Below are 25,512 nucleotides of genomic sequence, written 5' to 3' on the forward strand. Positions count from 1 at the left end.
GCATTTCCATGAGCCGGTTCACCGGTCTGCTGAAACTGGCCGCCGCCGCGGCCGCCGGAGCCGTCCTCGCGGGCGGCGCCACCGCCGTCGCGAACACCGACGACGCCACCTGGCGGCGCGGTCACGAGCCCGCGAACATCGGCCAGGTCAAGCTCGACGTGAAGGCCTACTACGGCGATGTCGTCGGCAGCGACGGCAAGCACGGGTACTCCGAGGGCAGCCGGTTCGTCTCCGACACCAAGCGCCAGGTCGAGGACGCCAAGCGCTACCTCACGCGCAGGCTGGACCGCGGCGTGAAGAACCCCGCCGTCGTGTTCGACGTCGACGACACCGCCGAAGTCACCTACGGCTGGGAAGCGGACAACGACTTCGGCTTCGACCCGAAGAAGCAGCAGGAAGCGATCGACAAGGGCACGTTCGTCGCGAACAAGCCGGTGCTGGAGCTGGCGAACTGGGCCGCGCAGCGCGGCGTGAAGATCTACTTCCTGACCGGGCGCAACGAGTTCCAGGGCCCGCAGTCGCTCAAGAACCTCGCGAACGAGGGCTACCCGGCGCCGGCGGGGGCGTTCTTCAAACCGAAGACCACCGCGCCGGACTACCTGCCGTGCGGGCTGACCTGCACCACCGTCCAGTACAAAGCGGGCACGCGGAAGCACATCGCGTCGACCGGGGCGACCATCCTGGCCAATTTCGGCGACCAGTTCAGCGACCTCGAAGGCGGCTACGCCGAATTCCCGGTCAAGCTGCCGAATCCGATGTACTACCTGCCCTGACGGGAATATCCGCGCGTTCGGCGTCGCTGTGCCCGGTATGTCTGACAAAAAGGTGTTGAAGCCCAGCGCGGACCGCCCGATCACGGTGGCGCCGAACGAGGCGCGAGTGGTCGTCACGATCGGCGGCAAGGTCGTGGCGGACAGCGCGAACGCGCTCACCCTGCGGGAGGCGAACTACCCGCCCGCGCAGTACATCCCGCGTGCCGACGTCGACTTCGACCTGCTGGAGCGGACGGACCACTCGACGTACTGCCCGTTCAAGGGCGACGCGTCGTACTACAGCATCCGCACCGGCGACGGCCTCGCCGAGAACGCCGTCTGGACCTACGAGGCGCCGCACGACGCGGTCGCCGAGATCAAGGACCACGTGGCGTTCTACCCGACGAAGGTCGACTCGATCGAAGAGCGCTGACCTTCACGGGAGCTGGTTGATCCGGTCCCCGTCGGCCGCGAGCGAGGTGTCGGACTCGATCCGCCAGGCCTCCAGGCCCGGTGCGTCCAGCAGCGCGTCGATCAAAGCCTCGTCACCCGCGACGAGGGTCGAATCGAAGTCGACCTCGGTGGCGACGCACCACGCGCGGTCGTCCGGCCAGAACAGGTTGGGCGACTGCGCCTCGAACCAGTTCGGCCGGGGCCGCCAGCCGAGTTCGGTCGCGGCCGTCAGCGGCCCGTGGAACAGCAGGTAATCCCGGCCGGGATGGCGCAGGCGAGGCGCGGCGAGGTGTTCACGCGACAGCGTCGCCTCGTCGGCCCAGCCGTAGCCTTCCCAGAGGCAGAACCAGCCGTTCAGTGTGCTCGTGTGCCGGCCGAGCACGGCCAGCAGCGCGGTGAGGCTGTGTGACGGCAGCGAGCCCCGGTCCGGCGGGGAACCCCGCCAGAGCGAGCCGGTGAGATTCACCGGATCCGGGGAGCCGACGAGCGCGTGCCACTGCATGGCGGCATGGGCCCGGCGTCCCGTCTCGGCCGCTGCCTCACGCCAGCTCGCCCAGCCGCCGCGATCACGCTCGGCGGGATGGCAGACACGCGCGTACGCGGCGTAGCCACGCGGAACCGTGCGGCCCGCTGCGCCGAACGCCCCACCGAGCCTGGGGGAGATCCACTCGGCGGGGGACGGGTCGAGCACCGGCAGCAGCACGACGGCAAGTCTTCAGCAAGATCAAGTGAAGCGCATCTTGTCGGTGGCCGGGGGCATACTGCCGGACGTGGGTGTTCCGCTGCGTCGACGGTCGGGTCGTTCGGTGTACCGCGAAAGCAGTCCGGTCGCGGCGGTGGCCGGCGTCGTCGAGAGCGTCTGGACGGGGTTGGTGGGCTGCCGTCGTCCGCTGAGGGTGTTCCCGGACGGCTGTGTCGATCTCGTCTGGGACGGGACGGTGCTGACCGCGGTCACCACGGTGCGCGGGGTGCTGCGGCACGAGCTGGCGTCTGCGGTGTGGACCGCCGGGCTCCGCCTGCGGTGCGGCGTCGGTGGTGCGGTGCTGGGCCTGCCGATGACGGAGCTGTCCGCGGGCGCCACCCCGTTGCGTGACCTATGGTCCGCCCGGGCTCGTCGTGCGGAGTCCGAGCTGGCCGGATGCGGGACGCCCGGCGAGGCACGGTCGGTGTTGGAAGCGTTGGTCGCCGAGAGGCTCCGGGACGTCGAGGTGGACGGGCTGTCGATCGCGGCCGCTCGCGCGTTGAGCGCGCCCGGCGCCCGCACCGATCGAGTGGCGGCCCGGCTGGGTGTGAGCGAGCGCGGCCTCCGGCGGCATGTCCGGCACGACGTCGGCGTCGGCCCCAAGGAGTTGCAGCGGGTGCTGCGCTTCCACGGGTTCCTGAAGCGGGTCGAGACCGTGGCGCGCGACCACGCGTCGCTCGCCGACGTCGCCGCCGATGTGGGCTACGCGGATCAGTCCCATCTCGGGCGGGAATGCCGCCGCTTGTCGGGCGCTTCGCCCGGCGCGCTCGTGCGGTCGTGGACTGGCCGAAACGTTCCAGACCGAGGCGGCCCGTAGAGGCGAAGATCGGGAAGTGCTCGAACCTTTCCGCGTCACCATCGACATCCGCACGGACGACCTCGACCTCAACGGCCACGTTCGCGGCCCCGCCTACCTCGCGTACGCCGATCACGCCCGCTGGGAATGCGTGTGGGCGGCCGGGGTGGATCCGCTGGCCTTGAAGGCAGGAAACCTCGGCCCGGTCAACCTCGAAACGACGATCCGGTTCCGCCGCGAGCTTCGCGCCCGCGCGCGGATCGACGTGCTGACCCGGTTCGTCTGGCAGCCGGGCAAGGTGTCCCGGGTCGTCCAGGAGTTCGTGGCTCCGGACGGTGCCGTCGTGGCCGAGGTCGAAAGTGTCTCCGGACTGCTGGATCTCGAGTCGCGGCGCCTGGTCCCGGATCCGGGGCGGTATTGGCGGGAATACGCTTCACGGCCGGAGGTTCTGGGCTTGCCGTGACTCGGTCACTCGCTTTTCGTAGAGGCTGGTGGGCCATTTCGCTTCAGGCGGGTCCGCGACGTGCTCGAACCCACCGCGAGTCGGCCCAGATAGTAGGCCGGTTCCGTGGTTTCGCCCCAGAGTTCGGGATCCGCCTCGGACACCGCACAGGTCGCGATCGGCCCGCCGGGCCCGACGATCAGTAGCGCCTCACCCGCCCGGATCTGATGCCGCACCGAATCCACGGGAAAGCGTTGCGGCCATTGGTGAATCCCGCGCGCGGCCAGCCAGGCCGCAGCTTCGGCGAGGAGGTCCAGGACGACGTCTTCCTCGCCCGCGCGGGCCGGGCGGATGGTGGCCTCCGGGGTGAGCGGCTCGGGGCCGGCGAGGATCGGCATGCCTCGATGATGCCCCGGCGGTGGTTGGATGGCGTTCGTGGTCGACGAGAACCTCGTGCGGAAGCTGATCGCGGCGCAGTTCCCCGGGTGGGCCGGGCAGGCGATCGAACGATGGCCCTCCGGTGGCACGGTCAACGCCATGTTCCGGCTGGGCGACGACATGGTCGTGCGGTTGCCCCTGACCAAGAGCGGCGCGAAGGACGTCGCACTGGAACAGAAGTGGCTGCCCCGGATCGCACCGCGGCTGCCCACACCGATCCCGGAGGTGCTCGGGGCAGGAGCGCCCGCCGACGGATACCCGTGGCCGTGGTCGGTTTACCGCTGGTTGCCGGGCGAAACCCCGCGCCCAGAAGCACTTGGCTCGCCCGTGCCACTGGCCGAAGATCTGGCGGAATTCGTGCTGGCGATGCGCCGTGTCCCACCGGTACCCGCGCCAGCCCTCGCGCACCGCGGCGGACCGCTCGCGACGTTGGACGCGGAGACCCGGTCGGCGATCGAAAGCCTCCGCACGATTCCGGAAGAGAACCTCGACTGCGACGCCCTCCTTGCGCTCTGGGAGGAGGCTTTGCGGATCCCCGCGTGGGAGGAGCCGGCGGTGTGGCTGCACGCCGATCTGATGCCGGGCAATCTGCTGGTGGATGGTGGCCGCCTTTCCGCGGTGATCGACTTCGGTTGCATGGGTGTGGGCGATCCGGCCTGCGACCTGTTCCCGGCGTGGAACCTCTTGCCCGCCGACGCGAGAGGCGTCTTCCGGCAGACGCTGGGCGTGGACGACGCGACCTGGAGCCGCGGCCGCGCCCGGACGCTTTCGCAGGCGCTGATCGCGCTGCCGTACTACCGCACGACCAACGAGGCCATGGCGGGGAACGCGCGGCACGTGATCCGGGCTGTGCTGGACGAGGTGGGGTGATCCACCGGCTTGCTGTGTGGTCACTCCGGCTCGCGGAGCTCGCCGCCGCCAGCGCGCCGGTCTGTGGTGGCTCAACATCGCGGCGGGTCAGCAAGGCTTGGGATACGGGCGTTTACGGCCGAGGCCGTGGTTGCCGGGCTTCAGGTCGAGGGGTTGGCGTTGGATTAGGAGTGCCTGGGCCCATCGGTGGCAGGGACGATCGCGGCCGAGTGTTCTCGCGGCCGGTTGTTCGGTTTCGGAAGCTTCGCGGGGTCGGCCTATGTCCTGAGGTGCATGGTGTTCCTCCTCGGTGTTCCGGTCGGGTCGAGGTAGGCGGGTGGGGTGAATTCGGGGAATCCGTCCTGGGCGATCTGAACCTTCCATTCGCTGCGATGGATCAGCCGGTGGTGCTTGGTGCAGAGCAGGACGAGGTTGTCGATTTTCGTTTCGCCGTGATGCCGCCAGAAAACAATGTGGTGGGCGGTACAGCGCGGGACGGGCATGTCGCAGCCGGGGAAGGCGCAGCCTCCGTCCCGGAGGGTGAGCGCGTATTTCTGCGCGAGAGAGACGGTGCGTTTGGAGCGGCCGATGTCGAGTGGTTCGCCTGCGGTGCCGAGGACGCCGGGTCGGACGCGGGCGTCGCAGGCGAGGATGCGGGCGTCGGTGGCGCTGATCGGTCCGACCAGATCCAGGTGGGCTTCGCCGACGTCCCGGATCAGGTCGTCGTAGGACATGGTGACGAGAATGTGAGTGGCTTCCCCGGCTTGGCCGGGAAGATTCCGGCTGGTGGTTTTCAGTCTCACGTAGTCGGTGAAGGCATCCCCATAGCGTTCGTCCTGAGTGCGGGAGTCCCGCATTCCATCAATGGCCTTGTGCGGTTTGGCCAGCGGATCCAGGTCAGACTTCAACCGCGCATAGGTTTCCAGATCCAGGCGTGCCTTGAGGCCCAAGGTGCCATCGCGGTGCTTGACGAACCGCAGCTCCGGGCGGGTCTCCTTCGGGTCGTCGTTGCGGGGTTCTTTGCCGTCGGGGTCGAGTTCGTCCAGGAGGCGGCGTCCGGCGCGGGCGATTTGCCGTGGCCCCGCATGTCTGGCCAGTTCGACCAGGATCTTCTCCCCAGCACGGACCTCTTCCTCGGGGACGCTCGACGGGATGCGGGTGAGGGTCTTGATGATGGCATCGATCTGACCACCGCCGATCGCGCCCTCCGCAGCAGCCTCGGCCGTCAACGGTGCCAACGGTGGTTCGGAGTCGCCACCGATCGACGGACCGGGATGCAGCGCCAGCACCCGATCGGCACGGGCGGCAGCCTCCTTGTCAGAGACCAAGAAGTCTTCGAGGATCAGCCCAGCCAGCGTCGAATGGCCGCTGCAGCCCCGAATCCCGCGGGAATTGATCTCGGCGAGGATGGCGTTCTGTTCGGCATCCAGTTGGCGCTTAAGGACTTCGAGTTCCTGTTTACGCGCATGCAGCGTCGCCGTGTCGACGCGCCACCACTCGGTGGACGTCTTCGGGGATGCATCGTCGCTGGACACAAGATCAATGTTACGCCGATTCGAACACTTGTGCTATCGCACGTTCAGACTATATCGAAAGATGTAGGGCGCCTAAAGGTAATGCGGAGGGCGAGGGTGGTCGCATTTGGTCGACTAAATGCGACGGCAGGGCGGGCAAGGTGGGTGCGCGGCGTCTGGGGTCCGTGCTAACGTCGTCGCTGAGCCCCGTATGGGCCTACGCATGGAGGTAGCGGCTACTCGGCCACCGGAGATCGGCACATGCCGTCTCGCATAATCACTCATCCCCGCGTCGTGGGATGACGCCTCCATGCGGTGCGCCCGAATATCGGGCCTATGTGTGCTCCTCCGGTGACGGTTCCGCGCCCTCCTGTCGACACGGCGATGGGAAGGAACACAGTGAGCTTCAACGACCAGGTGATCGAAGAATTCAGGCAGGGCAAGGGCGGCATGCTCGAGGGCTGGAAGCTGATCCTGCTCACCACCACCGGCGCCAAGACCGGTGAGCGGCGGACGAATCCGTTGGCGTATCTCGAAATCGACGGCAAGACCGTCGTCGTCGCTTCGAACATGGGTGCGCCGGCGCATCCGGGCTGGTACCACAACATCCGGCGTGACCATCGGGTCACGATCGAGACGGAGACCGAGACTTATGAGGCCATCGCGTCCATCCCGCCCGCCGCGGAGCGTGACGTCCTGTTCGCGAAGGTCGTCGCCGAAGAGCCGGGATTCGCCGAGTACCAAGCTAAAACGACGCGCGAGCTGCCTGTCGTGATCCTGCACCGGATCGACGACCGGGTGCGGGGGATGGGCGATTTCCTGGTGGAGGTCCACGAGTGGCTACGGGAGGAGCTCAAGTCTCTTCGCGCCGGGGTGGAGGACATCGTGGCGGGCCGCGCCGACGCGCTCGTCATGGAGAAATCCTTGAAGGCGCATTGTGTTTCGTTCTGCGAGGCGCTGACCAAACACCACACCGGCGAGGACATGGGCGCGTTTCCCATGCTGGCCCAACGGTTTCCCGCGCTCGCACCGGCGTTGACGAAGCTCGGGGAAGATCACGTCGTCGTCGCGGCGACGCAGGAGCGGATCCGTGACCTCGTGGATGGTTACGTGCACGGCGAGAGTGATCTGGCACGTTTGCGTGACGAGTTCGACGCCCTCGCGAGCAAGCTCGAAGCGCATTTCGCCTACGAAGAGCGAAGCGTCGTGGCCGCCCTCAATGTGACGATGACCGGCTGATCGAGGCGGACGCCCTGGGGTTGCGGCCCCGGGGCGTGTACCGTGAGTGGTGGCGACGCCATCGGCGTGACGCCGCGAGGCGGGCGGAAATCGTCCCCGGCCTCGCCGAAGACCGCGAAACAGCGGTCCCCCTCGAAAGGTTTCACCGTCAAAACTCACAGCACGGACAGTGCGCTGTTCAGTCACCCGCTCGCAGCTCAGGACGAGCCCCACGAGCCGACCATCCCCCAGGGTGAGCGATACATGGATCTTTTTCGCGAACCTTCTTACCCCGCACCGGAACCATCGGCCGACGTCGTTCGTTGAGCTGACAAGTCCAACGTTTTGGGTGTCGTGTCGTCCAGCACGCTCGCGCAGAATTCGTCGCGGGCATACCTTCGTGCGCCGCGTCGTGCCTCAGGCTCCAGCAGCCGGCACATGCTTCGGCCATCGACAAGAAACGGCGATATGACCTCAGTTCTCAGACCCCCGGACAGCGAAGAGCGGCAGGCGCCGCAACCCCTCCTGTCGGGAGAGCAGTCCCGCACCGAAAACCTTCTCGTCAAGCTGTTCGCGGTGGTGCCCCTGGTGGCACTGGCCGCCTCCGTCCCCTTCGCGTGGGGCTGGGGCCTCGGCTGGGTGGACCTCGGCCTCGCCGCCGGGTTCTACTTCCTCACCGGCCTCGGTGTGACCATCGGATTCCACCGCTACTTCACCCATGGCGCCTTCAAGGCCAACCGCGGCCTGCGGATCGCCCTCGCGGTCGCGGGCAGCATGGCCATGCAGGGCCCGGTCATCGGCTGGGTGGCCGACCACCGGCGGCATCACGCCTTCGCCGACCGCGAGGGTGACCCGCATTCCCCCTGGCGCTTCGGCACCACCCCGGCCGCGCTGGCCCGCGGCTTCTGGCACGCCCATATGGGCTGGCTGTTCGAACGTGAGAAGACCAACGCTCAGCGGTTCGCCCCGGATCTGCTCACCGACCGTGACATCGCCCGGATCGATCGCCTGTTCCCGCTGCTGACCGTCGTGACCTTGCTCGCGCCGGCCGTCCTCGGCGGTGTGATCACCTTGTCCTGGTGGGGCGCGGTCACCGCCTTCTTCTGGGCGAGTCTCGTCCGGGTGGCGCTGCTGCACCACGTCACCTGGTCGGTGAACTCGCTGTGCCATCTGATCGGCGACCGCCCGTTCGCCGCCCGCGACAAGTCCGCCAACTTCTGGCCGCTAGCCATCGCCTCGATGGGCGAGTCCTGGCACAACTCGCACCACGCCGACCCGACCGGCGCCCGGCACGGCGTCCGCCGCGGCCAGCTCGACATCTCCGCCCGGCTGATCTGGCTGTTCGAGAAAGCGGGCTGGGCGACGGACGTCCGGTGGCCGAAGGCCGACCGCCTCGGTCGCAAACTCAATCCCGGCCACTCGTTGTCGCTGCGCCGTCGTACGCAGCGGGCCTGAGCCGTCAGCGGATCGCGCCCGCGATGGCGTCGATCAGCTCCGGCCCGTCGGAGAACACCGGGTCGTTGTGATCCGCGCCGGGGACTTCGATCGTCCTGGCACCCGCTGCCTGGGCCACCTCACGGCTCTGCTCGGCGGGGACGATCGAATCCTCGGCGCCGAAAAGGACGGTCACCGGCGCCTTCACACGGGCGACGGCGTCCTTCGTCGGGAACTCGTCCCGCAGCAGCCAGCGGACCGGCAGGAACGGGTAGTGCCGTTGTCCGACCGACGCGAGGTCGACGAACGGCGAACGCAACACGAGCGCGGACGGTGGACGTTCGGTGGCCAATTCGGTGACGACCGCCGAGCCGAGGCTCTCGCCCCCCGTACTCGCGGTAGTCCAGGAGCAGCACCGAGAGCCCGCGCGCGGGCCAGCGGCACGCGGAAGGAACGGTTCCCGGCGTTGCCCGGCGCGACCAGTACGGCCGCTTTCGCGCCGGCGACCGGGAAGTACCAGCTCGCCAGGCTCAGCCCGTCCGAGGTGGTGCGTGACGTCCCCGCAACACCTTCTTGCGCACGCTCAAGGCTTCGTCGGGGGAAGGCCGAACCGTGCGAACAGGTCCGCGTCGAGGAACGAGGTGATCTCGCGGATCCGATCGTCACGAAGGGACAACACGGTGATCGACCAGGGGGTGTGCGCGGCGTCCGCCGATTCGCCGAGGTAGCAGGCGACGGCGGGCTGCCCGTTGGCGGTGACGATCTCGGTGTGCCAGCTCGGGCACCGGCCGAGCGGGACCTCGGCGGCGAAGCCGGCGACCGCCTCGATACCGCTGTACCACTGCGCGAGCGGCGGCATGGACCAGGTGACGTCCTCCGTCAGCAGCGCCACGAGCGCGTCGGCGTCACCACGCTCCAGCGCGGAGGCGAAACCCGCGGCGATCTCGCGCGTCCGGGTGTCGTCGGGCCGGCCGCCGGGCGGCGGGACCTTTTCCGCCACGATCGCCCGCGCGCGTTGCAGCGCGCTGTTCACCGCCGCCACCGAAGTGTCCATTATGGACGCGATTTCGGCGGCCGAGAAACCGAGGACGTCGAAGAGCACCAGAGCGGCCCGCTGGTTGCCCGGCAGGTGCTGCAGCGCGGCGACGAACGCCAGCTCGATGGCCTCGCGCCGCTCGTACCGGGTCTCCGGGCCGTCGGGGTACGGGCCGAGCCACGCCACCTCGGTCAGCGGGGCGTGTTCGAGCACGACTCGCTCGCTCGACGGGCCGAGGTCCATCGGCAGCGCCCGTTTCCCGCGCGCCGCCGCGATGTCGAGGCAGGTGCGGGTGGCGATCGTGTAGAGCCAGGTGCGCATCGAGCTCCGGCCCTCGAACCGCTCCATCCCCCGCCAGGCCCGCAGAAGCGCGTCCTGCAGGGCGTCGTCGGCGTCGTGGGCCGAGCCCAGCAGGCGATAGCAGTGGGCGTGCAGCTCGCGCCGCAGCGGCTCGACGAGCCGATCGAACTCCGCGTCGTCGGTGCGCACGACGGCTACTTGGCGCGAAGCGCGGTGACGGCGGGGGAGAACATCGTCGTCTTGATCGCGGACAGCGTGCCGCGGTCCTTTCCGGCCAGCGGGCGGACGAGATCGGCCGCGTACTCCAGCAGGGCGGGCTTCTCGGCGACGGCGTCCACGAGCCCGAGGTCGCGCGCGTCGGTGCCGCCGAACCGTCGTCCGGTGGTCATCGACGCGATCGCGGCGGCGGGGGTGAGCTTGCCCTGGATCAACGCCGCCATCCCCGGCGTGAACGGGATGTTGATGTCCGCTTCGGGGAAGCAGAAGAACCCGCGATCCGCTCGCATCACCCGGAAGTCGTGCGCCATCGCCAGCATCGCCCCGGCGCCGAAGGCGTGCCCGTTGATCGCGGCGACCGTGTGCACTCCCAGGGTGAGCACGCGGGCCAGCAGTTCGTGGACGTCGGCGACGTACTGCGCGGCCTTGGCTGGGTTGCTGGTGAGCCAGTCGAGGTCGAGGCCGTTGGAGTAGAACTTCCCGGAACCGACGGTCACCAGCACCGCCGGATCCGGATAGGCGACGACGGTGTCCAGCTGGGAATGCACGGTTTCCAGCCAGGACGGCGAGAACCGGTTCTCGTCGTCCCCGAGGTCCAGCAGGAACACCGGGGCGTCGTGGCGCAGAGTGGGCATGTCAGTCCTTCCGTGGGGGTGGGAGCAGGAGTATGGCGTGGACCGCGGCGGACAGCCGGGCCCGGGAGTCTTCGGAGATCGGCTCGCCCGCGGTGAACGCGCGGCGGAACAGGGCCGTCGGCAGGTCGACGACGCAGGTCGTCAGCACTTCGACCGCCTGAGCGTCCCGCCTGCTCCAGAGCCGCTCGGCGAGCGTGACGAGAAGCCTGACCAGGCGTTTGTCGAGTGCGAGGAGCTCGCCGGCGAGATCTTCGGGGACCTGCGGGCCGAGTAGATGCTCCTTCTTGACGGTGATGAGCAGGCGGGCGGCTTCCGGACGACGGTGGGCGAATTCCGCGGGCGCGTCCGCTGCGGCCGCGATCGCGGCGGACGGGTCTTCCGCCTGATCGGCCAGCTCGGTCTGGAGGTCGAGAAAGGCGCTCGCCGCGCGGAGCCAGACGCGGGCCAGCAGTGCGCCGAGCGAGCCGAAAGCGTGGTAGATCGTCCCGTTGGACACGCCCGCGGCGGCCGCGAGGGAGCGCACGGTGACGCCCTGGGCGCCGACTTCGACGACGAGGCGCTCGGCCGCGTCGAGCAGCCGATCCAGGTCGTGCACGCGCGGCCGGGGCATGCGGCGAGGATAACAGAGCGCTTGCTCTAAAACGACGCGACCCTGTGACGTGCTTCACCCGGCGGGCTGTCACATCGGGTCGATCGCCGGGGTCAACCCCGCGAACCACCGAAAAGCCAAGGAGAAACCGAAATGACCACCGCTTATGTCATCGTCACCGTCGTCGGAGCGTTCATGGCCGCGTTCTCGGCCGCCTCGATCTTCTTCCGCGCCAAGTGGGTCGTGCAGCCGCTGGCCGACTACGGCGTTCCGCGCGGCTGGTGGACCCCGCTCGGGGTCGCCAAAGCCGCGGGCGCGCTCGGCCTGATCGCCGGCCTGTGGGTGCCCGCGCTCGGCGTCGCGGCCGGGATCGGCCTGGTGCTCTACTTCACCGGCGCCGTGATCACCGTGCTCCGCGCGCACTGGCCGTCGCACGTCGCGTTCCCGCTGATGTACATGGCGCCTGTCGCCGCTTCGCTCGTGCTGGGTTTCGCGGCCTGATGTCAGGAGTCCGGGGACCACACCGCGAGTTCGGCGCCGCCGGGCTCGCGGAAGTGGAACCGGCGCCCGCCGGGGAACGAGAACGGCTCGACCGTGACGATTCCGCCCGCGGCCTCGACGGAAGCCCTCGCCTGGGCGAGGTCGTCGGTGCGGATCGTCACCAGCGGCGCGGCCGTCTGCTGCGCGGTGTCCTGCTGGAAGCCGAGCGAGACCACGCCGCCGCTCTGGACGTCGGTGTACGTCGGGCCGTACGCCGTCGCCGTCCACCCGAAGGCCTTTTCGAAGAAGCCGCTCGAGCCCGCCGCCGAGCTCGACGGGAACTCGACGAAGTCGATTTCGTACATGGCCGCAAGCTACTCCGCCCCACCGACAAAACCGCGTCAGACGCTGCGCAGCACCGAGACCACGACGCCGAGCACGCTCGCACGGTCCCCGTCGATGACCTCGTAGGCGGGGTTGCGCGGTTCGAGGTACACGTGGCCGTCGCGGCGGCGGTACACCTTGACCGTGGCCTCCTCGTCGATCATCGCGGCGACGATCTGGCCGGAGTGCGCCTCCTGCTGCTGCTTCACCACGACGATGTCGCCGTCGCAGATGGCCGCGTCGATCATCGAGTCACCGCGCACCCGCAGGCCGAAGACGTTGCCCCGCCCGGTGAGTTCACGCGGAAGGGTCATCACGTCGTCGACGTGTTCGACGGCGGAGATCGGCGTGCCCGCGGCGATGTCACCGACGACGGGGACCGGCACGGAGTCCTCTGTGGACTCCTTCGACGAGGTGCCGTGCAGGAAGGCGCGCACGTCGATGGGGCGCGAGATGGAGCTGCTGCGGCGGAGGAAACCCTTCTCCTCCAACGCCGCCAGATGCTTCGACACCGAGGACGTCGAGCGCAGCCCGACCGCTTCGCCGATCTCGCGCGTGCTCGGCGAGTAGCCGTACTCCACCACCCATTCGCGGATGGTCAGCAGGATCTTCTGCTGCCGCTCCGGCAGGGAAGCGGCTTCCTCGAACAGCTCAAGATCGTGGTAGGCGGTCATCAGCGGAATGGTAGTTCGTGCGGGCCGCCGCGATCGCCGCGGTGTCCCAGTGGAACGGCCGCCGCGCGACGTGGCCGATCGCCGGCGGTCATCCGTCGTCGAGATCGGCCGGATGGCGGCACGGCCGGGCCGAAAGTCCGATCCCGCGAACGTTTCCGCGAGGTTGACTCGATCGTATGAACACGAAGATCACCGCGGCGGTGCTCGCCGCCGCGACGGCCACCATCGCCCTGTCCGGCTGCGGGCTCAAGGAAGGTCTGACCGAAAAGGCGAACGGACACGTCAAGACGGTCAGCTACGCGACCGGCGCGGAGGGCAAGCGGGACAAGGACGCCCGGCTGCCGGAGTGGGTGCCGGACGGGGCGGCGTCGGTCACGGAGGTCATCCGGACGACGGGTTCGGAGCGGCTCCTGAAATTCACCGGCGGCACACTGCCCGCACTCTGCGTGCCGGGGGCGGCCGCGACACAGGCGGCCACGCTCGCCGCGCAGTGGTGGCCGCAGGGTCAGGAGGGCAGGACAGACAAGGTCTGCGGCGAATGGCACGTGCTGGTCCAAGGCTCCGACGTGTACGCGTTCAAACCGGAGACGCTGGTGAGCACGAGGTCTTGAGTCATTCCCCGGGCGTGAGCGCGTCGGCGCAGACGGCGAGGTCGTGCACCAGCCGTTCCCGGCCCGCTTCCGAAAACGGGGCGAGCATACGGTCCTGGACCTCGCGCACGAGGCCGCTCGCGGCACGGAGCTGAGCGCGTCCGGCGGGGGTGAGCGTGCTGGGCAGGGCGCGGCCTTGCGGCGCGGTCGACGGTCGGGTGACCAGTCCGCGGTCCTGCAGACCGCGCAGCACCAGGTTCATCGACTGCCGGGTGACGAACACGGCCCTGGCCAGTTCCGCGTTGGACAGCCCCGGTCGCTGTGAAAGCACTTCGAGGCAGGAGTACTGCGGCACGGTCAGATCGAGGGGGCGCAACGCGGTGTCCATCGCCGTCCGGAGCGCCGTCGCCGCCCGCTTCAGCAGGTATCCCGCCGATTGGTCCAGTGGTCCGACCGTCATGTCAACATCATGACATAACAGCGCCTGTCAGACCGTGCCAGTGTCGTGTGCGGCGTCTGACAGCGGCCCCCGACACGCTCTGGAATGTCATTCCAGAAGCGACCGAGGGGTCACCATGAACACACCTGTCACGATCATCGGCGCCGGTCTCGGCGGGCTCACCCTGGCCAGGGTCCTGCACGTCCACGGCATCCCTTCCGACGTCTACGAAGCCGAAGCGTCGCCGACCTCGCGCCTGCAGGGCGGGATGCTCGACATCCACGACTACAACGGCCAGCTCGCGCTCGAAGCCGCCGGGCTGATGGACGAGTTCCGCGGCATCGTCCTGGAGGGCCGTCAGGCGCTGCGGGTACTCGACCGGGACGGGACCGTCCTGTTCGAGCGGGGCGACGACGGCACGGGCGGCCGGCCCGAGGCGCAGCGCGGTGACCTGCGGCGGATGCTGCTCGATTCGCTCCCCGAAGGCACCGTCCACTGGGGACACAAGGTGGTCGGCGTCCGGACGCTCGGCGACGGCCGCCACGAGGTGACCTTCGATGGCGGCTCCACTGTCGTCGCGGGTCTCCTGGTCGGTGCTGACGGGGCCTGGTCGCGGGTCCGGCCGCTGCTCACCGGCGCCGTTCCCGAGTACTCCGGCACGTCGATCGTCGAGACCTACCTGTACGACGCGGACACCCGGCACGCCGCCGTGGCGAAGACGGTCGGCGGCGGATCGATGTTCGGGGCCGGGACCACGGAGGGCATCGGTATCAACGCCCACCGCGAAAGCGGCGACACCCTGCACGCCTATGTGGAACTCGGCAAGCCGTTGGAGTGGTTCGACGCCATCGACTTCTCCGACGCCGAAGCGGCCAAGGCGGCGATCGTGGCGGAGTTCGGCGACTGGTCGCCGGAGCTGACCGCGCTCATCACCGAAAGCGACGTCGCGCCGATCCACCGCCCCGCCTTCACCCTGCCGTTCGGGCTGCGCTGGGAGCGCGTGCCCGGCGTGACCTTGCTCGGCGACGCCGCGCATCTCGCGCTGGCGAACGGCGAAGGAGCCAACCTGGCGATGCTCGACGGCGCCGAACTCGGCAAGGCGCTCGCCGCGCGTCCCGACGACGTCGAGGCCGCGCTCGCCGAGTACGAGCAGGCCATGTTCGTGCGCTGCGAAACGCCGATCGAGGAGGACTTCCTGATCGAAAGCATCTTCGGCGACGACGTTCCCGAGGTGCTGCTGAACATGTTCGAGGAGCGGAAGGGCTGAGTCAGGCTTTGCCGCCGGCGAGGGCCTCCAGGCCGCGGACGATCGTTTCCGCGCTGGGGGCCCGGTCCGGGGCGACGAGGTGCTGCAGCATCACGCCCGTGATGAGGGCGAACTGGACGGCGCCCGCCGCGTCGGCGTCGGTGGCGGACAGCCGCTCGCCGAGGACCTTGCGGGCCTCGTCCTGGGCGTCGGCGAGCCGTTCGCGCAGTTCCGGGAAGCGGATGGCCTGGGTGACGCTCTCCAGGACGGCGGTCCACAGGTCGCGCTGCTCGCCGAAGGAGTCGACAAGACCCTGCCAGGTGGTGGTGAGCGAAGCGTCCTCCGGCTCGCGCAGGCGCTCGACCACTTCGGTGGACAGCTCGATCATGGCCTCGTTCATGAGGGCCTCTTTGGAACCGAAGTGGTACCCGATGGAGCCGAGGTTCGCTCCCGAGGCCGCGGTGATGTCCCGCGCGGTGGTGTGCGCGTAACCGCGTTCGATCAGGCAGCGCTTGGCTCCGTCGAGGAGGTCCTCTCGTTGTCCCATGCGGCGATCCTAGCGCCCCGCTGTGACAAGCGTCTTATACAAATGTATTATACAAATGTTCAAGACGCCTAGCAGCAAGGAACCCGACGATGAATCGCTACGTCCTGGGCAACTTCGCCCCGGTCACCGAAGAGATCACCGCCTTCGACCTGCCCGTCACCGGGAAGATCCCGGACGACCTCGACGGCCGCTACCTGCGGATCGGCCCGAACCCGCTCGGCCTCGAAGACGCGTCGGCGCATATCTGGACCCTCGGGGAGGGCATGGTCCACGGCGTGCGCCTGCGCGACGGCCGCGCCGAGTGGTACCGCAACCGCTGGGTCCGGTCGGCCTCCGTGGCCGACCGGCTCGGGGAACCGCGGCGCGGGCAGGTCGCCGACGAGCGCCTGGACTTCGCACCGAACGTGCAGGTCGCGGGCCACGGCGGCCGCCTCTACGCGCTCATCGAAGGAGGTCTGGCCCCGTACGAGCTGACCGACGAACTCGACACCCTCGGTCCCGCCTCCCTCGGTGCGACGGAACAGGGATTCTCCGCCAACGCGCACAGCAAGTACGACCACGCGACCGGCGAACTGCACTCGCTTGCCTTCCGGTACGGCGCGGATTTCGTGCAGCACATCGTGATCGGCCCCGACGGGCGCAACCGGAGCGTCACCGACATCAAGGCGCCCACGTTGCCGTACATGCACGACTTCGCGCTCACGGAGCACTACGTGGTGTTCTACGAGTCCCCGATGGTGTTCATGCCCGAGCGCCTGGCGACGGGCGTGCCGTTCGGCTGGAACCGGGAACTGCCGTCACGGCTGGGGCTGCTGCCGAGGGCGGGCGGCACGGTGCGGTGGTTCGAGACCGCGCCCGTCATGGTCGGTCACACCCTGAACGCCTTCGAGGACAACGGAACCGTGGTGGTGGACGTGGTCGTGCATCCCCGGCCGATCGACTTCGCCGACGTCGGTGCCTCGAAGCCCGTGCTCGAACGCTGGACCGTGGATCTCGCGGCCGACCGAGCCACCCGCACACTGCTGCACGACCGTCCGCAGGACTTCCCGCGCCTCAACGGCCGGTTCGGCGGAAAGCCTTACCGCTACGGCTATTCGGCGGCGGCCGAGCTGTACGCCACCCCGAGCGCCACGGAACCGGACCGCCCCGACGAGGGTTTCAGCAGCGCCTTGCTGAAGCACGACCTCCTGACCGGCGTCACCGAAGCCCACGAATTCGGCCGCGACGCGAGCGCGGGGGAGACCGTGTTCGTCCCGTCGGCACAAGCGGCCGCGGAGGACGACGGCTACAACCTGGTCTACGTCCACGACCGCGACCGCGGTGCGGCGGACCTGGTGATCCTGGCGTCGCAGGATTTCACCGGCGAGCCTCTGGCGAGGGTTCACCTGCCCGCCCGTGTCCCACTTGGACTGCACGGCAGCTGGATCCCCGCGGCCTGACGCCGATGGCTAATCTGGGGTGATGCTGACCGGTGCGCGCGAGGTCGAGGTGTTCGAGGCGGCCCGTGGCCGGTTGGAGGCGATCGCGTATCGCCTGCTGGGGTCGGCGAGCGACGCCGAGGACGCGGTGCAGGACACGTTCCTGCGCTGGCAGTCCGCCGACCGCGGGTACGTCGAGACGCCGGAGGCGTGGCTGACGAAGGTGCTCACCAACCTCTGCCTCAACCGGCTCACCTCGGCGCGGGCCCGGCGGGAAACCTATGTGGGCCAATGGCTTCCCGAGCCGGTCTTCGCGGGGGACCGGATGCTCGGTCCGTCCGACACCGTCGAGCAGCGCGAATCGGTCTCCATCGCGATGCTCACGCTGATGGAACGGCTCTCGGCCAAGGAACGCGTCGTGTACGTGCTGCGCGAAGCGTTCGGATACTCCCACGCCGAGATCGCCGAGGTCCTCGACGTCACCGAGTCGAACTGCCAGCAGATCCACCGGCGGGCCAAGCAGCATCTGGCCGCCGACCGGCGCCGCGTGGAGGTCGACACGGCCGCGGCCCGCAAGATCGTCGAGGAGTTCCTCGCCGCGGCGCTCAGCGGCCGGACCGACGCGCTGGTGCGGCTGCTGGCCGACGACGCGATCAGCGTGGGCGACGGCGGCGGCGTGCTCTTCTCGCTGCCGCGGCCGATCACCGGCGCGGTCCGGGTGGCGAGGTTCCTGCGCGGCCTCTTCAAGCCGAGCGCGGCCAAGTGGTCGTTGATCGGCGGCAAGCCCGAGCTGTTCTCCACCGTCGCCAACGGCGTTCCCGCGCTGGTGCTGATGGTGGAGGACAAGCTCGTCGGCGTCGTCTCCTTGGAGGTCACCGCCGAGGGCATCGCCGCGGTCCACGCCCAGGTGAACCCCGCCAAGCTCGACCGCGCGGCGGGTCAGTGGGGCGTTTCCGAGCACGGGGAGCCGCTCACCGTCCCCTGGTGACCCGGATCACAGTCCGCCGCTGTCAGGTTTCGTGTCGCTGCCCGGTTCAGGCAGCGACACCGACCGGACAGGAGTGAGACCATGAAGCACCGAATCGTCGTTCTCGGAGCCGGATACGCCGGAGCCAACGCCGCCGGGCGGCTGGCCAAGCGGCTGCACCCCGCCGACACCGAGATCACCCTCGTCAACGCCGATCCCGAGTTCGTCGAGCGGGTCCGCATGCACCAGCTCGCGACCGGCCAGGACCTGAAGCCCCGTCTGCTGACCGACGTGTTCGCGGGTACGGGCGTCCGGGTGCGGACGGCGTGGGTCACCGCGGTCGACACCGAACGCAAGACCGTCGCCCTCGACGACGGGGACATCGCCTACGACACGCTCGTCTACGCCCTCGGCAGCGCCGCCGCGGACAGCGGTGTCCCCGGCGTCGCCGAGCACGCCCACCACATCGACGGCAAGGGCTCCGCGCTGCGGCTGCGGGCACGCCTCGCCGACCTCGCCGCGGGCGGGACCGTGCTCGTCGTCGGCGGTGGTCTCACCGGCATCGAAGCCGTCACGGAAATCGCCGAAGCCAGGCCGGATCTCCAGGTCGCTCTCGCGGCCCGCGGCGGTCTCGGCGACTGGATGAGCGAGAAGGCCCGGCGTCACCTTCGCGGGACCTTCGAGAGGCTCGGCATCACCTTGTACGAGGACACCGACATCACGCGTGTCGGGCCGGACGGTGCGACGACCGCGGCCGGCCGCGGGATTCCCGCCCAGGTGACCGTCTGGACGGCCGGTTTCGCCGTCCATCCCATCGCCGCGGCCACGACCCTGGACGTATCCGCGACGGGGCAGATCGTCGTCGACGACACGATGCGGTCGGTCTCGCATCCGGACGTCTACGCCGTCGGTGACGCCGCGCTCGCGACGGGCGCGAACGGGACGCCGCTGCGGATGTCCTGCGCCTCGGGCGTTCCCACGGCCTACCGCGCGGCCGACGCCATCGTCGCCGCCCTGACCGGAGGCTCGCTCCCCGAGAACAAGATCGGGTACACCGGCCAGTGCGTCAGCCTCGGCCGCCGCGACGCCGTCGTGCAGTGGGTGACCCCGGACGACCGGCCCAAGGACTCGGCGCTCACCGGCAAAACGGCCGCCCGGCTCAAGGAGATCATCTGCAAGGCCGCGGCTTGGAGCGTCTCGCACCCGACGTCGATGCTTCCCGTGCGGCGCCGCCGCATCGTCCGGGCCGAAGAGCTCGCCGGCGTCTGACCATCCGCCCGCCGAACAAAGGAACGATCATGATCCTGATCACCGGAGCGAACGGCGTCGTGGGACGTCAGGTGAAGAATGTCCTGCTGCGCCAAGGTATCGACGTCACCGCGATCACACGCGCCGATGGGGACCTGTTCGGTCCCGCCTGGATCGAACCGGCGCTGGAAGGTGTCGAAGCGATCCAGATCAGCCCGCGGGCGACCGGCCCCGGTCTCGAAGAGCTGCTGAAGCTGGCCGCCGGACGAGGGGTGCGGCGGGTGGTGCTGCTGTCGGCCACCACCGTCGAGTACCCGGCCGGGGAGGCGCGGTTCGCCGCCCAGTTCAAGAAAGCCGAAGAGCTCGTCAGGCGCTCCGGTCTGGAGTGGACGGTCCTGCGCCTGGCGGATTTCGCCGCCAACGCGCTGGCCTGGGTACCCCAGCTCCAGGCGGGTGACGTGGTGCGCGGCGCGTACGGCCGCGCCGCCACCTCCCCGATCCACGAAACCGACATCGCCGAGGTCGCCGCGCGAGCCCTTCTCGGCGACCTCCCGGCGGGGTCGGTGTCCACGCTGACCGGTCCGGGATCGGTCGACCAGCACGAGAAGGTGCGGCTCATCGGCGCGGCCGCCGGCCGGGCACTGTCCTTTCAGGAGCTTCCGCCCGAGCGGGTACGGCAGGGAATGCTCGCGCAGGGACTACCCGAGGAGGTCCCCGACCGCCTGCTCGGTTCCCTGGCCGACTACAGCGAACGCCCCGGGCCCACGACCACCACGGTGGAAGAACTCCTCGGACGGCCCGCGCTCAGCTTCGCCGACTGGGCGCGCGACAACGCGCCGGCCTTTCAGGCCCAGCCGATCCGCTCGTAGAACGGCGTGATCCACGCCCGGAACCGATCACCGTGGGCTTCCCGGGCGGCGGCCACGACGGCGTCCGGATCCTCGGACGGCGTCAGGCCGCGCCCCCGGAGCCACTCGACGAACAGCTCGTGCGAGCCGCTGTGGTCGTCGTCTTCCGCCCGGTAGTAGTAGGCCGAATCGTGGTCGACCATGATCTCGGCGTCGAAACCCAGCAGCCGCAGGAAATCCGTGAAGTCGCGGGCGACGACGTGCTCGCCGCCCTCGTCGCCGAAGACGACGACGGGCGCGAGGGCGAGGTCCGTCTCGTCGTCGGCTCGCCAGATGGCGTAAGTCGAGCCGCTCCCGTTCGCCTGGGCGAAGGGGATCAAGCGCGAGAGGAACGCGGGGTCGTCCAGCTCCTGGGGGAAGCTGCTCTTGTCGTCGTAGTCGTACAGCTCGAAACCGTCGGCGAGGTAGTCGCGGGTCGAGTCGTAGAGGTCCTTCAGCTCGTTCAGGACCGGAATCGGTGAGTACACGCGCTCACCCTATGTCGCGACGGGCTTCGGCGGCGTCGAGTGCGGGCGCGAGGGGTGCGAGTGCGCCGCGGAGTAGGTCGGGCAGTGAGCAGGACGGCACGACGAGCCCGCCGGCCGAACTCGGTTGGAGCCACCGCTGGAGCGCGATCCGCACCGCGGCGGTCACGCTCGCCGCGAGCACCAGGGCGATGTGCGGAGGGATGTCGCTCTGGCGTTGGGCGATCGCGTCGGCGAGGGGGACTTCGAGCGCGCTCGTGGAGTCGGCGAAGGCGTCGCGCAGTGCCGGCCGGGTGGTGATCAGCAGCAGTGCGTCGCGCTGGTGTTCGCCCGGATCGGTGTACTGCTCGACGATCGCCTCGATCACGGCGTCGGCGAGGCCTACTTCAGCGGGCTGAGCCGCCACCGCGGCCGCGATCCGCGCTTCCCGTTCGGCGGAGACGGCGGCGACGATGGCCTGTTCGCGGCTGGAGAAGTAGTTGTTGTAGGTCCGGGGCGAGACTCCGGCGGCTTCGGCGATGTCGTCGACGCGCACGTTTTCGGGGCCACGCTCCAGTGCCAGCCGCAGCGCCGCCTCGCGCAAGGTCTTCCGGGTGGCCTGCTTCTTCTGGTCGCGCAATCCGGTCACCGGCCGAGTATCCCAGCGAACTTGCGTGAACGCAAACTTGCGTGCGCGCAAGTTTCTGCCTACTCTCGGGCACCACATTCCCGACACGAGAGGACCGAACCCATGCGTGCCAAAGGAATCGCCTACGACACCGGCTTCGTCCGGGGCGGCCGGATCTCCCGCGAGAACTTCGATCTCGACCTGGTGAAGCGCGAACTGGCCGTCATCCGTGACGATCTGCACTGCAACGCCGTGCATCTCGTCGGCGGCGATCCGGAGCGGCTGGAGCAGGCCGCGCACCTCGCCGCGGAACTCGGGCTGGAGGTCTGGTTCTCGCCCTACCCGCTGGAGCTGACGCCCGAGGAGATGCTGGCGCTGTTCACCGACTGCGCCCAGCGGGCGGAACGGGTCCGGCAGGCGGGAGCGGAGGTCGTGTTCGTCACCGGCGTCGAACTGAGTCTCATGGACCACGGATTTCTGCCCGGTGCCGACATCACCGAGCGGCTCGAACGACTTTTCAACAGGCCGGAGAGCCTGGGCGAGCGAACCGCAGAGGCGAGCGCGCGCCTCAACGACTTCCTCGGCGACGCTGTGGCGGGGGTCCGCCGGCACTTTCGTGGGAAGGTCACCTACGCCTGCATCCCGTTCGAGCGGGTCGACTGGAGCCTCTTCGACATCATGTCGGTCGAACTCATCCGGTCCGCGGAAGTGGCCGACCGATTCCAGGAGGGGGTGCGAGCCCTTGTGGCGCAAGGAAAACCGGTCGCGATCACCGGCTTCGGCACGGCCACCTGGCACGGCGCAGGCGATCAGGCGCCGCGCAGCATGGAGATCGTCGAGCACGACGAGAACGGCGACCCGGTCCGGCTGAACGGGGAGTACGACCGCGACGAGGCCGGTCAGGCCGCCTACTTGCGTGAGCTGTTGGAGATCTTCGACGCCGAAGGTGTCGACGGCGCCTTCGTCTACCTTTTCGCGCTCTCCAACTACCCGCACCGTCCCGACGACCCACGCCGTGACCTGGACTTGGCCAGTCTCGGGATCGTCAAAGTCCTCGAAGACCGCGACGGCGACACCTATCCGGGCATGCCTTGGGAACCCAAGGCCGCGTTCAGCGCCCTCGCCGACTACTACCGTTCCTAGGCCGTCGGGCGGCCCGCTCCGGCGTAGTCGTCGCCCTGTTTCCGGTAGGTGTGCACCTGCACCGCCTGCCCGGTCTGCGGGGCGTCGATCATCTGCTGGTTCCCGATGTACAGCCCGACGTGGTGGATCTTCGTGTTCGGCTCGCCGTAGAAGATCAGGTCGCCCAGCTGGGGATCGGTCACCTTGTTCACGCTGTGGTACTGCGTGTGGGCGGTGCGCATGAGCTTGACGCCGGCGCTGGCGTACGCGGCCGTCGTCAGGCCGGAGCAGTCGAAACCGGGGTCACTGCCGCCGGTGCCGTTGCCGCCCCAGACGTACGGCAGCCCGATCTTGTCGATGGCGAAGTTGACCGCGCTCAAGGCCGCCGCGTTCGGCGGCTGCGGGTTCTGTCCGACCGTGCCGTAGACGTTCACCGTCGCGAGCGTGCGGTGCATCAGCAGCGGCGCGGGTTGCAGGGTGCTCACGGCGTTCCACCACGTCTGGCCCTGGCCGAGGTCGCGGCCGCCCGCGCACAGGGCACGCCCGGCGGTGAGCGTGGCGTCGTCGATGTTCTGCGGGTCCGGTTTCCCGCCGCTCGCCGATGCCTTGAACCGGTCCCAGACCGACGGCGTCAGCTGCAACGGGCCGCTCGCGTTCGCGGACGAGACGACCTTGTTGTAGAAGTCGCGGACCTCGACCGCGCCGAGCGGTTTGGTCAGCACGCCGTCGGCGTTCAGGCCCGAACCGGCGGCGCGGCCGTGATCGGAGGCGATCTTCCCGAGCGCGGCCAGCGTCACCCAGGAAAGGCGGCAGCCCGGCGTTTCCTTGCTCAGCGCCACGGTCGTCTTCGCGTACCCGGTCATCGCGCGCAGCGGGATGTCGAGCCAGCCGCTGGTCTTCGACACCCAGGCGTCGAACTCCTGCCCCATCTGCTGCGGGACCTTCGGCTGTTCCTTCGGCATCTCCGCCGGGGCTGACGACGACGGCGGCGGCGTGGGCGGGGCCGAGGACTCGACGGCGGCGGCCTCCGTCTTCGGCTCCTCCTTCGGCGCGAAGGTGATGGCGGCGACCAGTGCGGCACCCGCGACGACGACCGCTGCGATGATCACCGGGAGTCTGCGGCGGCGCGAGGTTTCCTGCTCCATCACCGGCCTCCGGTGATCCGGCCGAGGACGAACTCGCGGAAGGCGTCGACATCGGTGGTCAGCGCGACGTCGATGGTGCGGCCGGGCACGGCCTGAGGATCGGTGCTTCGCAGCCTTCGCCGGTCTACCAGCGTCGCGCCGCGGGCGGGGCCGAAGCCGCACTCGACGTCCACGGGGTACGACTCGACGTCGAGGATGCCCGGCCGGATCGCCTCGGCCACCGCGACCGCGTCGTGCATGACCATCCCGGGGAGACCGAGGATCGGCGTGTAGTGCTCGACGTAGGTGGGCGTCAGCGCTTCGAGCGCCGCGCCGAGCGGCCCGGACGCGGCGAGTTTGCCGAGCCAGCCGGTGTCGACCGAGCACTGATGCGTGATGTCCAGCGGGACCAGCACCGTCGGGATGTCCTCGTCGACCAGCACCCGGCGCGCGGCCTCGGGATCGCTCCAGATGTTGAACTCGGCCGCGGTGGTGGAGTTCCCCTTGGTCACCCCGCCGCCCATGATGACGATCCGGCCGATCTTCTCGCGGATGTCCGGGTGCGCCGCCAGCAGCAGCGCGATATTCGTCAGCGGGCCGATCGGGGCGATGGTCACCGGTTCGTCGGCGGCTTCCAGCAGATCCACCAGCAGGCGGACGGCGCCGCGTTCGTCGAGCGGGCGCTTCGCCTCCGGCAGGATCCCGGCGTGGCCGGACAGGCCGTCCTCGCCGTGGACGAACCCGGCTGGCTTGGCGTTGTCGTAGACCATCGGCCGCGCGGCACCGGCGGCGACGGGGACGTCGTCACGGCCGAAGAGCTGGAGCAGGCGGCGGGCGTTGGCGGTGGTGTGGCTCAGCGGGACGTTGCCGAACACCGTGGTCACACCGAGCAGGTCGACGTCCTCGGATTGCGCGGCCAGCGCCAGCGCGAACGCGTCGTCGACCCCCGGGTCGGTGTCGATGATCAGCTTGGTGCCCATGCGCGTGCTCCCCTTTGCGGTCGGCGGCCTGTTCACAGGTTACGGTCACCGGTATGACGTCCATGTGGGGTGCGCCCGCGTTGTCGCGGCTCCGCGCCTGGGGCCAGGCCCGTCGTGATCCGCGTCAGGCGAAGTTCCTGACCAAGGACTCGCTGCGCTGGGTGCTGCGAAACCGCGCGTACACGCCTTGGTACCTCGTGCGCTACTGGCGGCTGCTGAAGTTCCGGATCGCGAACCCGCACATCATCCTGCGGGGGATGGTGTTCCTCGGCAAGGACGTCGAGATCCACTGCCGTCCTGGCTACGGGCGGCTGGAGATCGGCCGCTGGGTGCACATCGGCGACGGCAACGCGATCCGCTGCCACGAGGGCTCGCTGCGCATCGGCGACAAGGCCGTCTTCGGGCGGCAGAACGTGCTCAACGGCTACCTCGACATCGAACTCGGCGCGGCCACGCTCGTCGCGGACTGGGTGTACATCTGCGACTTCGACCACGTCACCACCGACATCACGGTTCCGATCAAGGATCAGGGCATCGTGAAGTCGCCGGTGCGGATCGGGCCCGACACCTGGATCGGCACCAAGGTCTCCGTGCTCAAGGGCACCCGCGTCGGCCGCGGCTGCGTCCTCGGCGCGCACGCCGTGGTGCGGGGCGAGATCCCGGATTACTCGATCGCCGTCGGCTCGCCGGCGCGTGTCGTCCGGAACCGCCAGGACGACTATGCCGCCGACGCCGCCCGCCGCGAAGCCGTCGCGGACATGGCGCGCAAGGCGAACAAGGCACTGCAGAAGACCCTGGGCGTCGACTCGTAACTCGCGTGATCGAGGACGAGACTCGCGTGATCAGAGACGTAACTCGCGTGATCGGAAGCCGCAGACACGAGTTACGCCTCTGATCACG

Annotated in this window: 31 protein-coding genes; 16 read left to right on the forward strand and 15 right to left on the reverse strand. The window is 69.3% G+C overall.

What is annotated here, in order from left to right; all coding sequences use genetic code 11:
• The first annotated feature begins 8 nt into the window (after window positions 1-8).
• On the forward strand, window positions 9-773 hold the full coding sequence (locus DMC64_RS19410) for an HAD family acid phosphatase (RefSeq protein WP_038509251.1): 765 nt from the start codon (window positions 9-11) through the stop codon (window positions 771-773).
• A gap of 37 nt (window positions 774-810) precedes the next feature.
• Entirely contained in the window at window positions 811-1,185 is a 375-nt protein-coding gene (locus DMC64_RS19415) for a DUF427 domain-containing protein (protein WP_125734642.1), read from the forward strand.
• 3 nt (window positions 1,186-1,188) lie between these two features.
• Here DMC64_RS19415 and DMC64_RS19420 read toward each other — a convergent pair whose 3' ends face one another.
• Complete coding sequence (locus tag DMC64_RS19420; RefSeq protein WP_038509253.1) at window positions 1,189-1,908, reverse strand: hypothetical protein; 720 nt, start codon at window positions 1,906-1,908, stop codon at window positions 1,189-1,191.
• A gap of 67 nt (window positions 1,909-1,975) precedes the next feature.
• Here DMC64_RS19420 and DMC64_RS19425 point away from each other — a divergent pair, with 67 nt between their 5' ends.
• Both DMC64_RS19425 and DMC64_RS19430 read left to right on the forward strand, forming a co-directional pair.
• Window positions 1,976-2,764, forward strand: coding sequence for a helix-turn-helix domain-containing protein (locus DMC64_RS19425; protein WP_125734643.1), 789 nt, complete (start codon window positions 1,976-1,978; stop codon window positions 2,762-2,764).
• A 16-nt stretch (window positions 2,765-2,780) separates the two neighbouring features.
• Complete coding sequence (locus DMC64_RS19430; protein ID WP_125734644.1) at window positions 2,781-3,206, forward strand: thioesterase family protein; 426 nt, start codon at window positions 2,781-2,783, stop codon at window positions 3,204-3,206.
• A 5-nt stretch (window positions 3,207-3,211) separates the two neighbouring features.
• Here DMC64_RS19430 and DMC64_RS19435 read toward each other — a convergent pair whose 3' ends face one another.
• On the reverse strand, window positions 3,212-3,583 hold the full coding sequence (locus DMC64_RS19435; RefSeq protein WP_233629714.1) for a hypothetical protein: 372 nt from the start codon (window positions 3,581-3,583) through the stop codon (window positions 3,212-3,214).
• Between the two features lie 28 nt (window positions 3,584-3,611).
• Between DMC64_RS19435 and DMC64_RS19440 the strand changes: the two genes are divergently transcribed.
• On the forward strand, window positions 3,612-4,493 hold the full coding sequence (locus DMC64_RS19440; protein WP_125734645.1) for an aminoglycoside phosphotransferase family protein: 882 nt from the start codon (window positions 3,612-3,614) through the stop codon (window positions 4,491-4,493).
• A gap of 257 nt (window positions 4,494-4,750) precedes the next feature.
• Here the strand turns inward: DMC64_RS19440 and DMC64_RS19445 are convergent, their stop codons facing one another.
• Window positions 4,751-6,007: an HNH endonuclease signature motif containing protein gene (locus DMC64_RS19445; protein WP_125734646.1), complete on the reverse strand. Its 1,257-nt coding sequence runs from the start codon at window positions 6,005-6,007 to the stop codon at window positions 4,751-4,753.
• Between the two features lie 429 nt (window positions 6,008-6,436).
• Between DMC64_RS19445 and DMC64_RS19450 the strand changes: the two genes are divergently transcribed.
• Both DMC64_RS19450 and DMC64_RS19455 read left to right on the forward strand, forming a co-directional pair.
• Window positions 6,437-7,225, forward strand: a complete 789-nt coding sequence (locus DMC64_RS19450; RefSeq protein WP_233629742.1) for a nitroreductase/quinone reductase family protein — start codon at window positions 6,437-6,439, stop codon at window positions 7,223-7,225.
• A gap of 447 nt (window positions 7,226-7,672) precedes the next feature.
• Window positions 7,673-8,659, forward strand: a complete 987-nt coding sequence (locus DMC64_RS19455; RefSeq protein WP_052120810.1) for an acyl-CoA desaturase — start codon at window positions 7,673-7,675, stop codon at window positions 8,657-8,659.
• Between the two features lie 4 nt (window positions 8,660-8,663).
• Here the strand turns inward: DMC64_RS19455 and DMC64_RS43675 are convergent, their stop codons facing one another.
• From DMC64_RS43675 to DMC64_RS19475, 4 genes are all read right to left on the reverse strand, one after another.
• Window positions 8,664-8,990: a hypothetical protein gene (locus DMC64_RS43675; protein ID WP_370324311.1), complete on the reverse strand. Its 327-nt coding sequence runs from the start codon at window positions 8,988-8,990 to the stop codon at window positions 8,664-8,666.
• Between the two features lie 231 nt (window positions 8,991-9,221).
• On the reverse strand, window positions 9,222-10,163 hold the full coding sequence (locus DMC64_RS19465) for a sigma-70 family RNA polymerase sigma factor (protein ID WP_125734648.1): 942 nt from the start codon (window positions 10,161-10,163) through the stop codon (window positions 9,222-9,224).
• A gap of 5 nt (window positions 10,164-10,168) precedes the next feature.
• On the reverse strand, window positions 10,169-10,825 hold the full coding sequence (locus DMC64_RS19470) for an enoyl-CoA hydratase-related protein (protein WP_125734649.1): 657 nt from the start codon (window positions 10,823-10,825) through the stop codon (window positions 10,169-10,171).
• Window position 10,826: 1 nt separating this feature from the next.
• On the reverse strand, window positions 10,827-11,435 hold the full coding sequence (locus DMC64_RS19475; RefSeq protein ID WP_125734650.1) for a TetR/AcrR family transcriptional regulator: 609 nt from the start codon (window positions 11,433-11,435) through the stop codon (window positions 10,827-10,829).
• Between the two features lie 132 nt (window positions 11,436-11,567).
• Here DMC64_RS19475 and DMC64_RS19480 point away from each other — a divergent pair, with 132 nt between their 5' ends.
• Window positions 11,568-11,915, forward strand: a complete 348-nt coding sequence (locus DMC64_RS19480; protein WP_038509265.1) for a DoxX family protein — start codon at window positions 11,568-11,570, stop codon at window positions 11,913-11,915.
• Window positions 11,916-11,917: 2 nt separating this feature from the next.
• On the opposite strand, the gene DMC64_RS19485 is transcribed toward DMC64_RS19480, so the two are convergent.
• Both DMC64_RS19485 and lexA read right to left on the reverse strand, forming a co-directional pair.
• Window positions 11,918-12,259, reverse strand: a complete 342-nt coding sequence (locus tag DMC64_RS19485; protein ID WP_037341826.1) for a VOC family protein — start codon at window positions 12,257-12,259, stop codon at window positions 11,918-11,920.
• 36 nt (window positions 12,260-12,295) lie between these two features.
• The gene (gene lexA / locus DMC64_RS19490) at window positions 12,296-12,952 is read right to left on the reverse strand and encodes a transcriptional repressor LexA (protein ID WP_037341828.1); all 657 of its coding nucleotides are present in this window, start codon (window positions 12,950-12,952) and stop codon (window positions 12,296-12,298) included.
• Between the two features lie 176 nt (window positions 12,953-13,128).
• Between lexA and DMC64_RS19500 the strand changes: the two genes are divergently transcribed.
• Window positions 13,129-13,563: a hypothetical protein gene (locus tag DMC64_RS19500; protein WP_125734651.1), complete on the forward strand. Its 435-nt coding sequence runs from the start codon at window positions 13,129-13,131 to the stop codon at window positions 13,561-13,563.
• A 1-nt stretch (window position 13,564) separates the two neighbouring features.
• Here the strand turns inward: DMC64_RS19500 and DMC64_RS19505 are convergent, their stop codons facing one another.
• Window positions 13,565-14,002, reverse strand: coding sequence for a MarR family winged helix-turn-helix transcriptional regulator (locus tag DMC64_RS19505; protein ID WP_037341831.1), 438 nt, complete (start codon window positions 14,000-14,002; stop codon window positions 13,565-13,567).
• 115 nt (window positions 14,003-14,117) lie between these two features.
• Here DMC64_RS19505 and DMC64_RS19510 point away from each other — a divergent pair, with 115 nt between their 5' ends.
• Window positions 14,118-15,248, forward strand: coding sequence for an NAD(P)/FAD-dependent oxidoreductase (locus DMC64_RS19510; protein ID WP_125734652.1), 1,131 nt, complete (start codon window positions 14,118-14,120; stop codon window positions 15,246-15,248).
• Window position 15,249: 1 nt separating this feature from the next.
• On the opposite strand, the gene DMC64_RS19515 is transcribed toward DMC64_RS19510, so the two are convergent.
• Window positions 15,250-15,774 (reverse strand): TetR/AcrR family transcriptional regulator, encoded by a 525-nt coding sequence (locus DMC64_RS19515; RefSeq protein WP_125734653.1) that lies wholly within the window; start codon window positions 15,772-15,774, stop codon window positions 15,250-15,252.
• A gap of 89 nt (window positions 15,775-15,863) precedes the next feature.
• Between DMC64_RS19515 and DMC64_RS19520 the strand changes: the two genes are divergently transcribed.
• The 4 genes from DMC64_RS19520 (at window position 15,864) to DMC64_RS19535 (ending at window position 20,276) form a co-directional block, all read left to right on the forward strand.
• A complete protein-coding gene (locus DMC64_RS19520) occupies window positions 15,864-17,213 on the forward strand; it encodes a carotenoid oxygenase family protein (protein WP_125734654.1) in 1,350 nt (449 codons plus the stop codon).
• A gap of 22 nt (window positions 17,214-17,235) precedes the next feature.
• Window positions 17,236-18,180: an RNA polymerase sigma-70 factor gene (locus DMC64_RS19525; protein WP_125734655.1), complete on the forward strand. Its 945-nt coding sequence runs from the start codon at window positions 17,236-17,238 to the stop codon at window positions 18,178-18,180.
• Between the two features lie 81 nt (window positions 18,181-18,261).
• A complete protein-coding gene (locus DMC64_RS19530) occupies window positions 18,262-19,428 on the forward strand; it encodes an NAD(P)/FAD-dependent oxidoreductase (protein WP_125734656.1) in 1,167 nt (388 codons plus the stop codon).
• Window positions 19,429-19,457: 29 nt separating this feature from the next.
• On the forward strand, window positions 19,458-20,276 hold the full coding sequence (locus DMC64_RS19535; RefSeq protein ID WP_125734657.1) for an NAD(P)H-binding protein: 819 nt from the start codon (window positions 19,458-19,460) through the stop codon (window positions 20,274-20,276).
• Here the strand turns inward: DMC64_RS19535 and DMC64_RS19540 are convergent.
• Together DMC64_RS19540 and DMC64_RS19545 are read right to left on the reverse strand one after the other, a co-directional pair.
• Window positions 20,252-20,782 (reverse strand): SMI1/KNR4 family protein, encoded by a 531-nt coding sequence (locus tag DMC64_RS19540; protein ID WP_037341840.1) that lies wholly within the window; start codon window positions 20,780-20,782, stop codon window positions 20,252-20,254. The genes DMC64_RS19535 and DMC64_RS19540 overlap by 25 nt on opposite strands.
• Window positions 20,783-20,786: 4 nt before the next feature.
• Window positions 20,787-21,407 (reverse strand): TetR/AcrR family transcriptional regulator, encoded by a 621-nt coding sequence (locus tag DMC64_RS19545; protein ID WP_233629715.1) that lies wholly within the window; start codon window positions 21,405-21,407, stop codon window positions 20,787-20,789.
• 102 nt (window positions 21,408-21,509) lie between these two features.
• On the opposite strand from DMC64_RS19545, the gene DMC64_RS19550 reads away from it, so the two are divergent.
• The gene (locus DMC64_RS19550; RefSeq protein ID WP_125734658.1) at window positions 21,510-22,529 is read left to right on the forward strand and encodes a hypothetical protein; all 1,020 of its coding nucleotides are present in this window, start codon (window positions 21,510-21,512) and stop codon (window positions 22,527-22,529) included.
• Here DMC64_RS19550 and DMC64_RS19555 read toward each other — a convergent pair.
• Window positions 22,526-23,653, reverse strand: coding sequence for a bifunctional lysozyme/C40 family peptidase (locus DMC64_RS19555; protein ID WP_125734659.1), 1,128 nt, complete (start codon window positions 23,651-23,653; stop codon window positions 22,526-22,528). The genes DMC64_RS19550 and DMC64_RS19555 overlap by 4 nt on opposite strands.
• Window positions 23,653-24,612 carry a nucleoside hydrolase gene (locus tag DMC64_RS19560; RefSeq protein ID WP_125734660.1) on the reverse strand — a complete coding sequence of 320 codons (960 nt, stop codon included), beginning with the start codon at window positions 24,610-24,612 and terminating at the stop codon, window positions 23,653-23,655. Before DMC64_RS19560 ends, DMC64_RS19555 begins: the two co-directional genes overlap by 1 nt.
• A gap of 53 nt (window positions 24,613-24,665) precedes the next feature.
• Here DMC64_RS19560 and DMC64_RS19565 point away from each other — a divergent pair, with 53 nt between their 5' ends.
• A complete protein-coding gene (locus tag DMC64_RS19565) occupies window positions 24,666-25,424 on the forward strand; it encodes an acyltransferase (RefSeq protein WP_007031648.1) in 759 nt (252 codons plus the stop codon).
• Window positions 25,425-25,512 lie beyond the last annotated feature (88 nt).

The organism is Amycolatopsis sp. WAC 04197, assembly GCF_003947475.1.
GTDB classification, from domain to species: Bacteria; Actinomycetota; Actinomycetes; order Mycobacteriales; family Pseudonocardiaceae; genus Amycolatopsis; species Amycolatopsis japonica.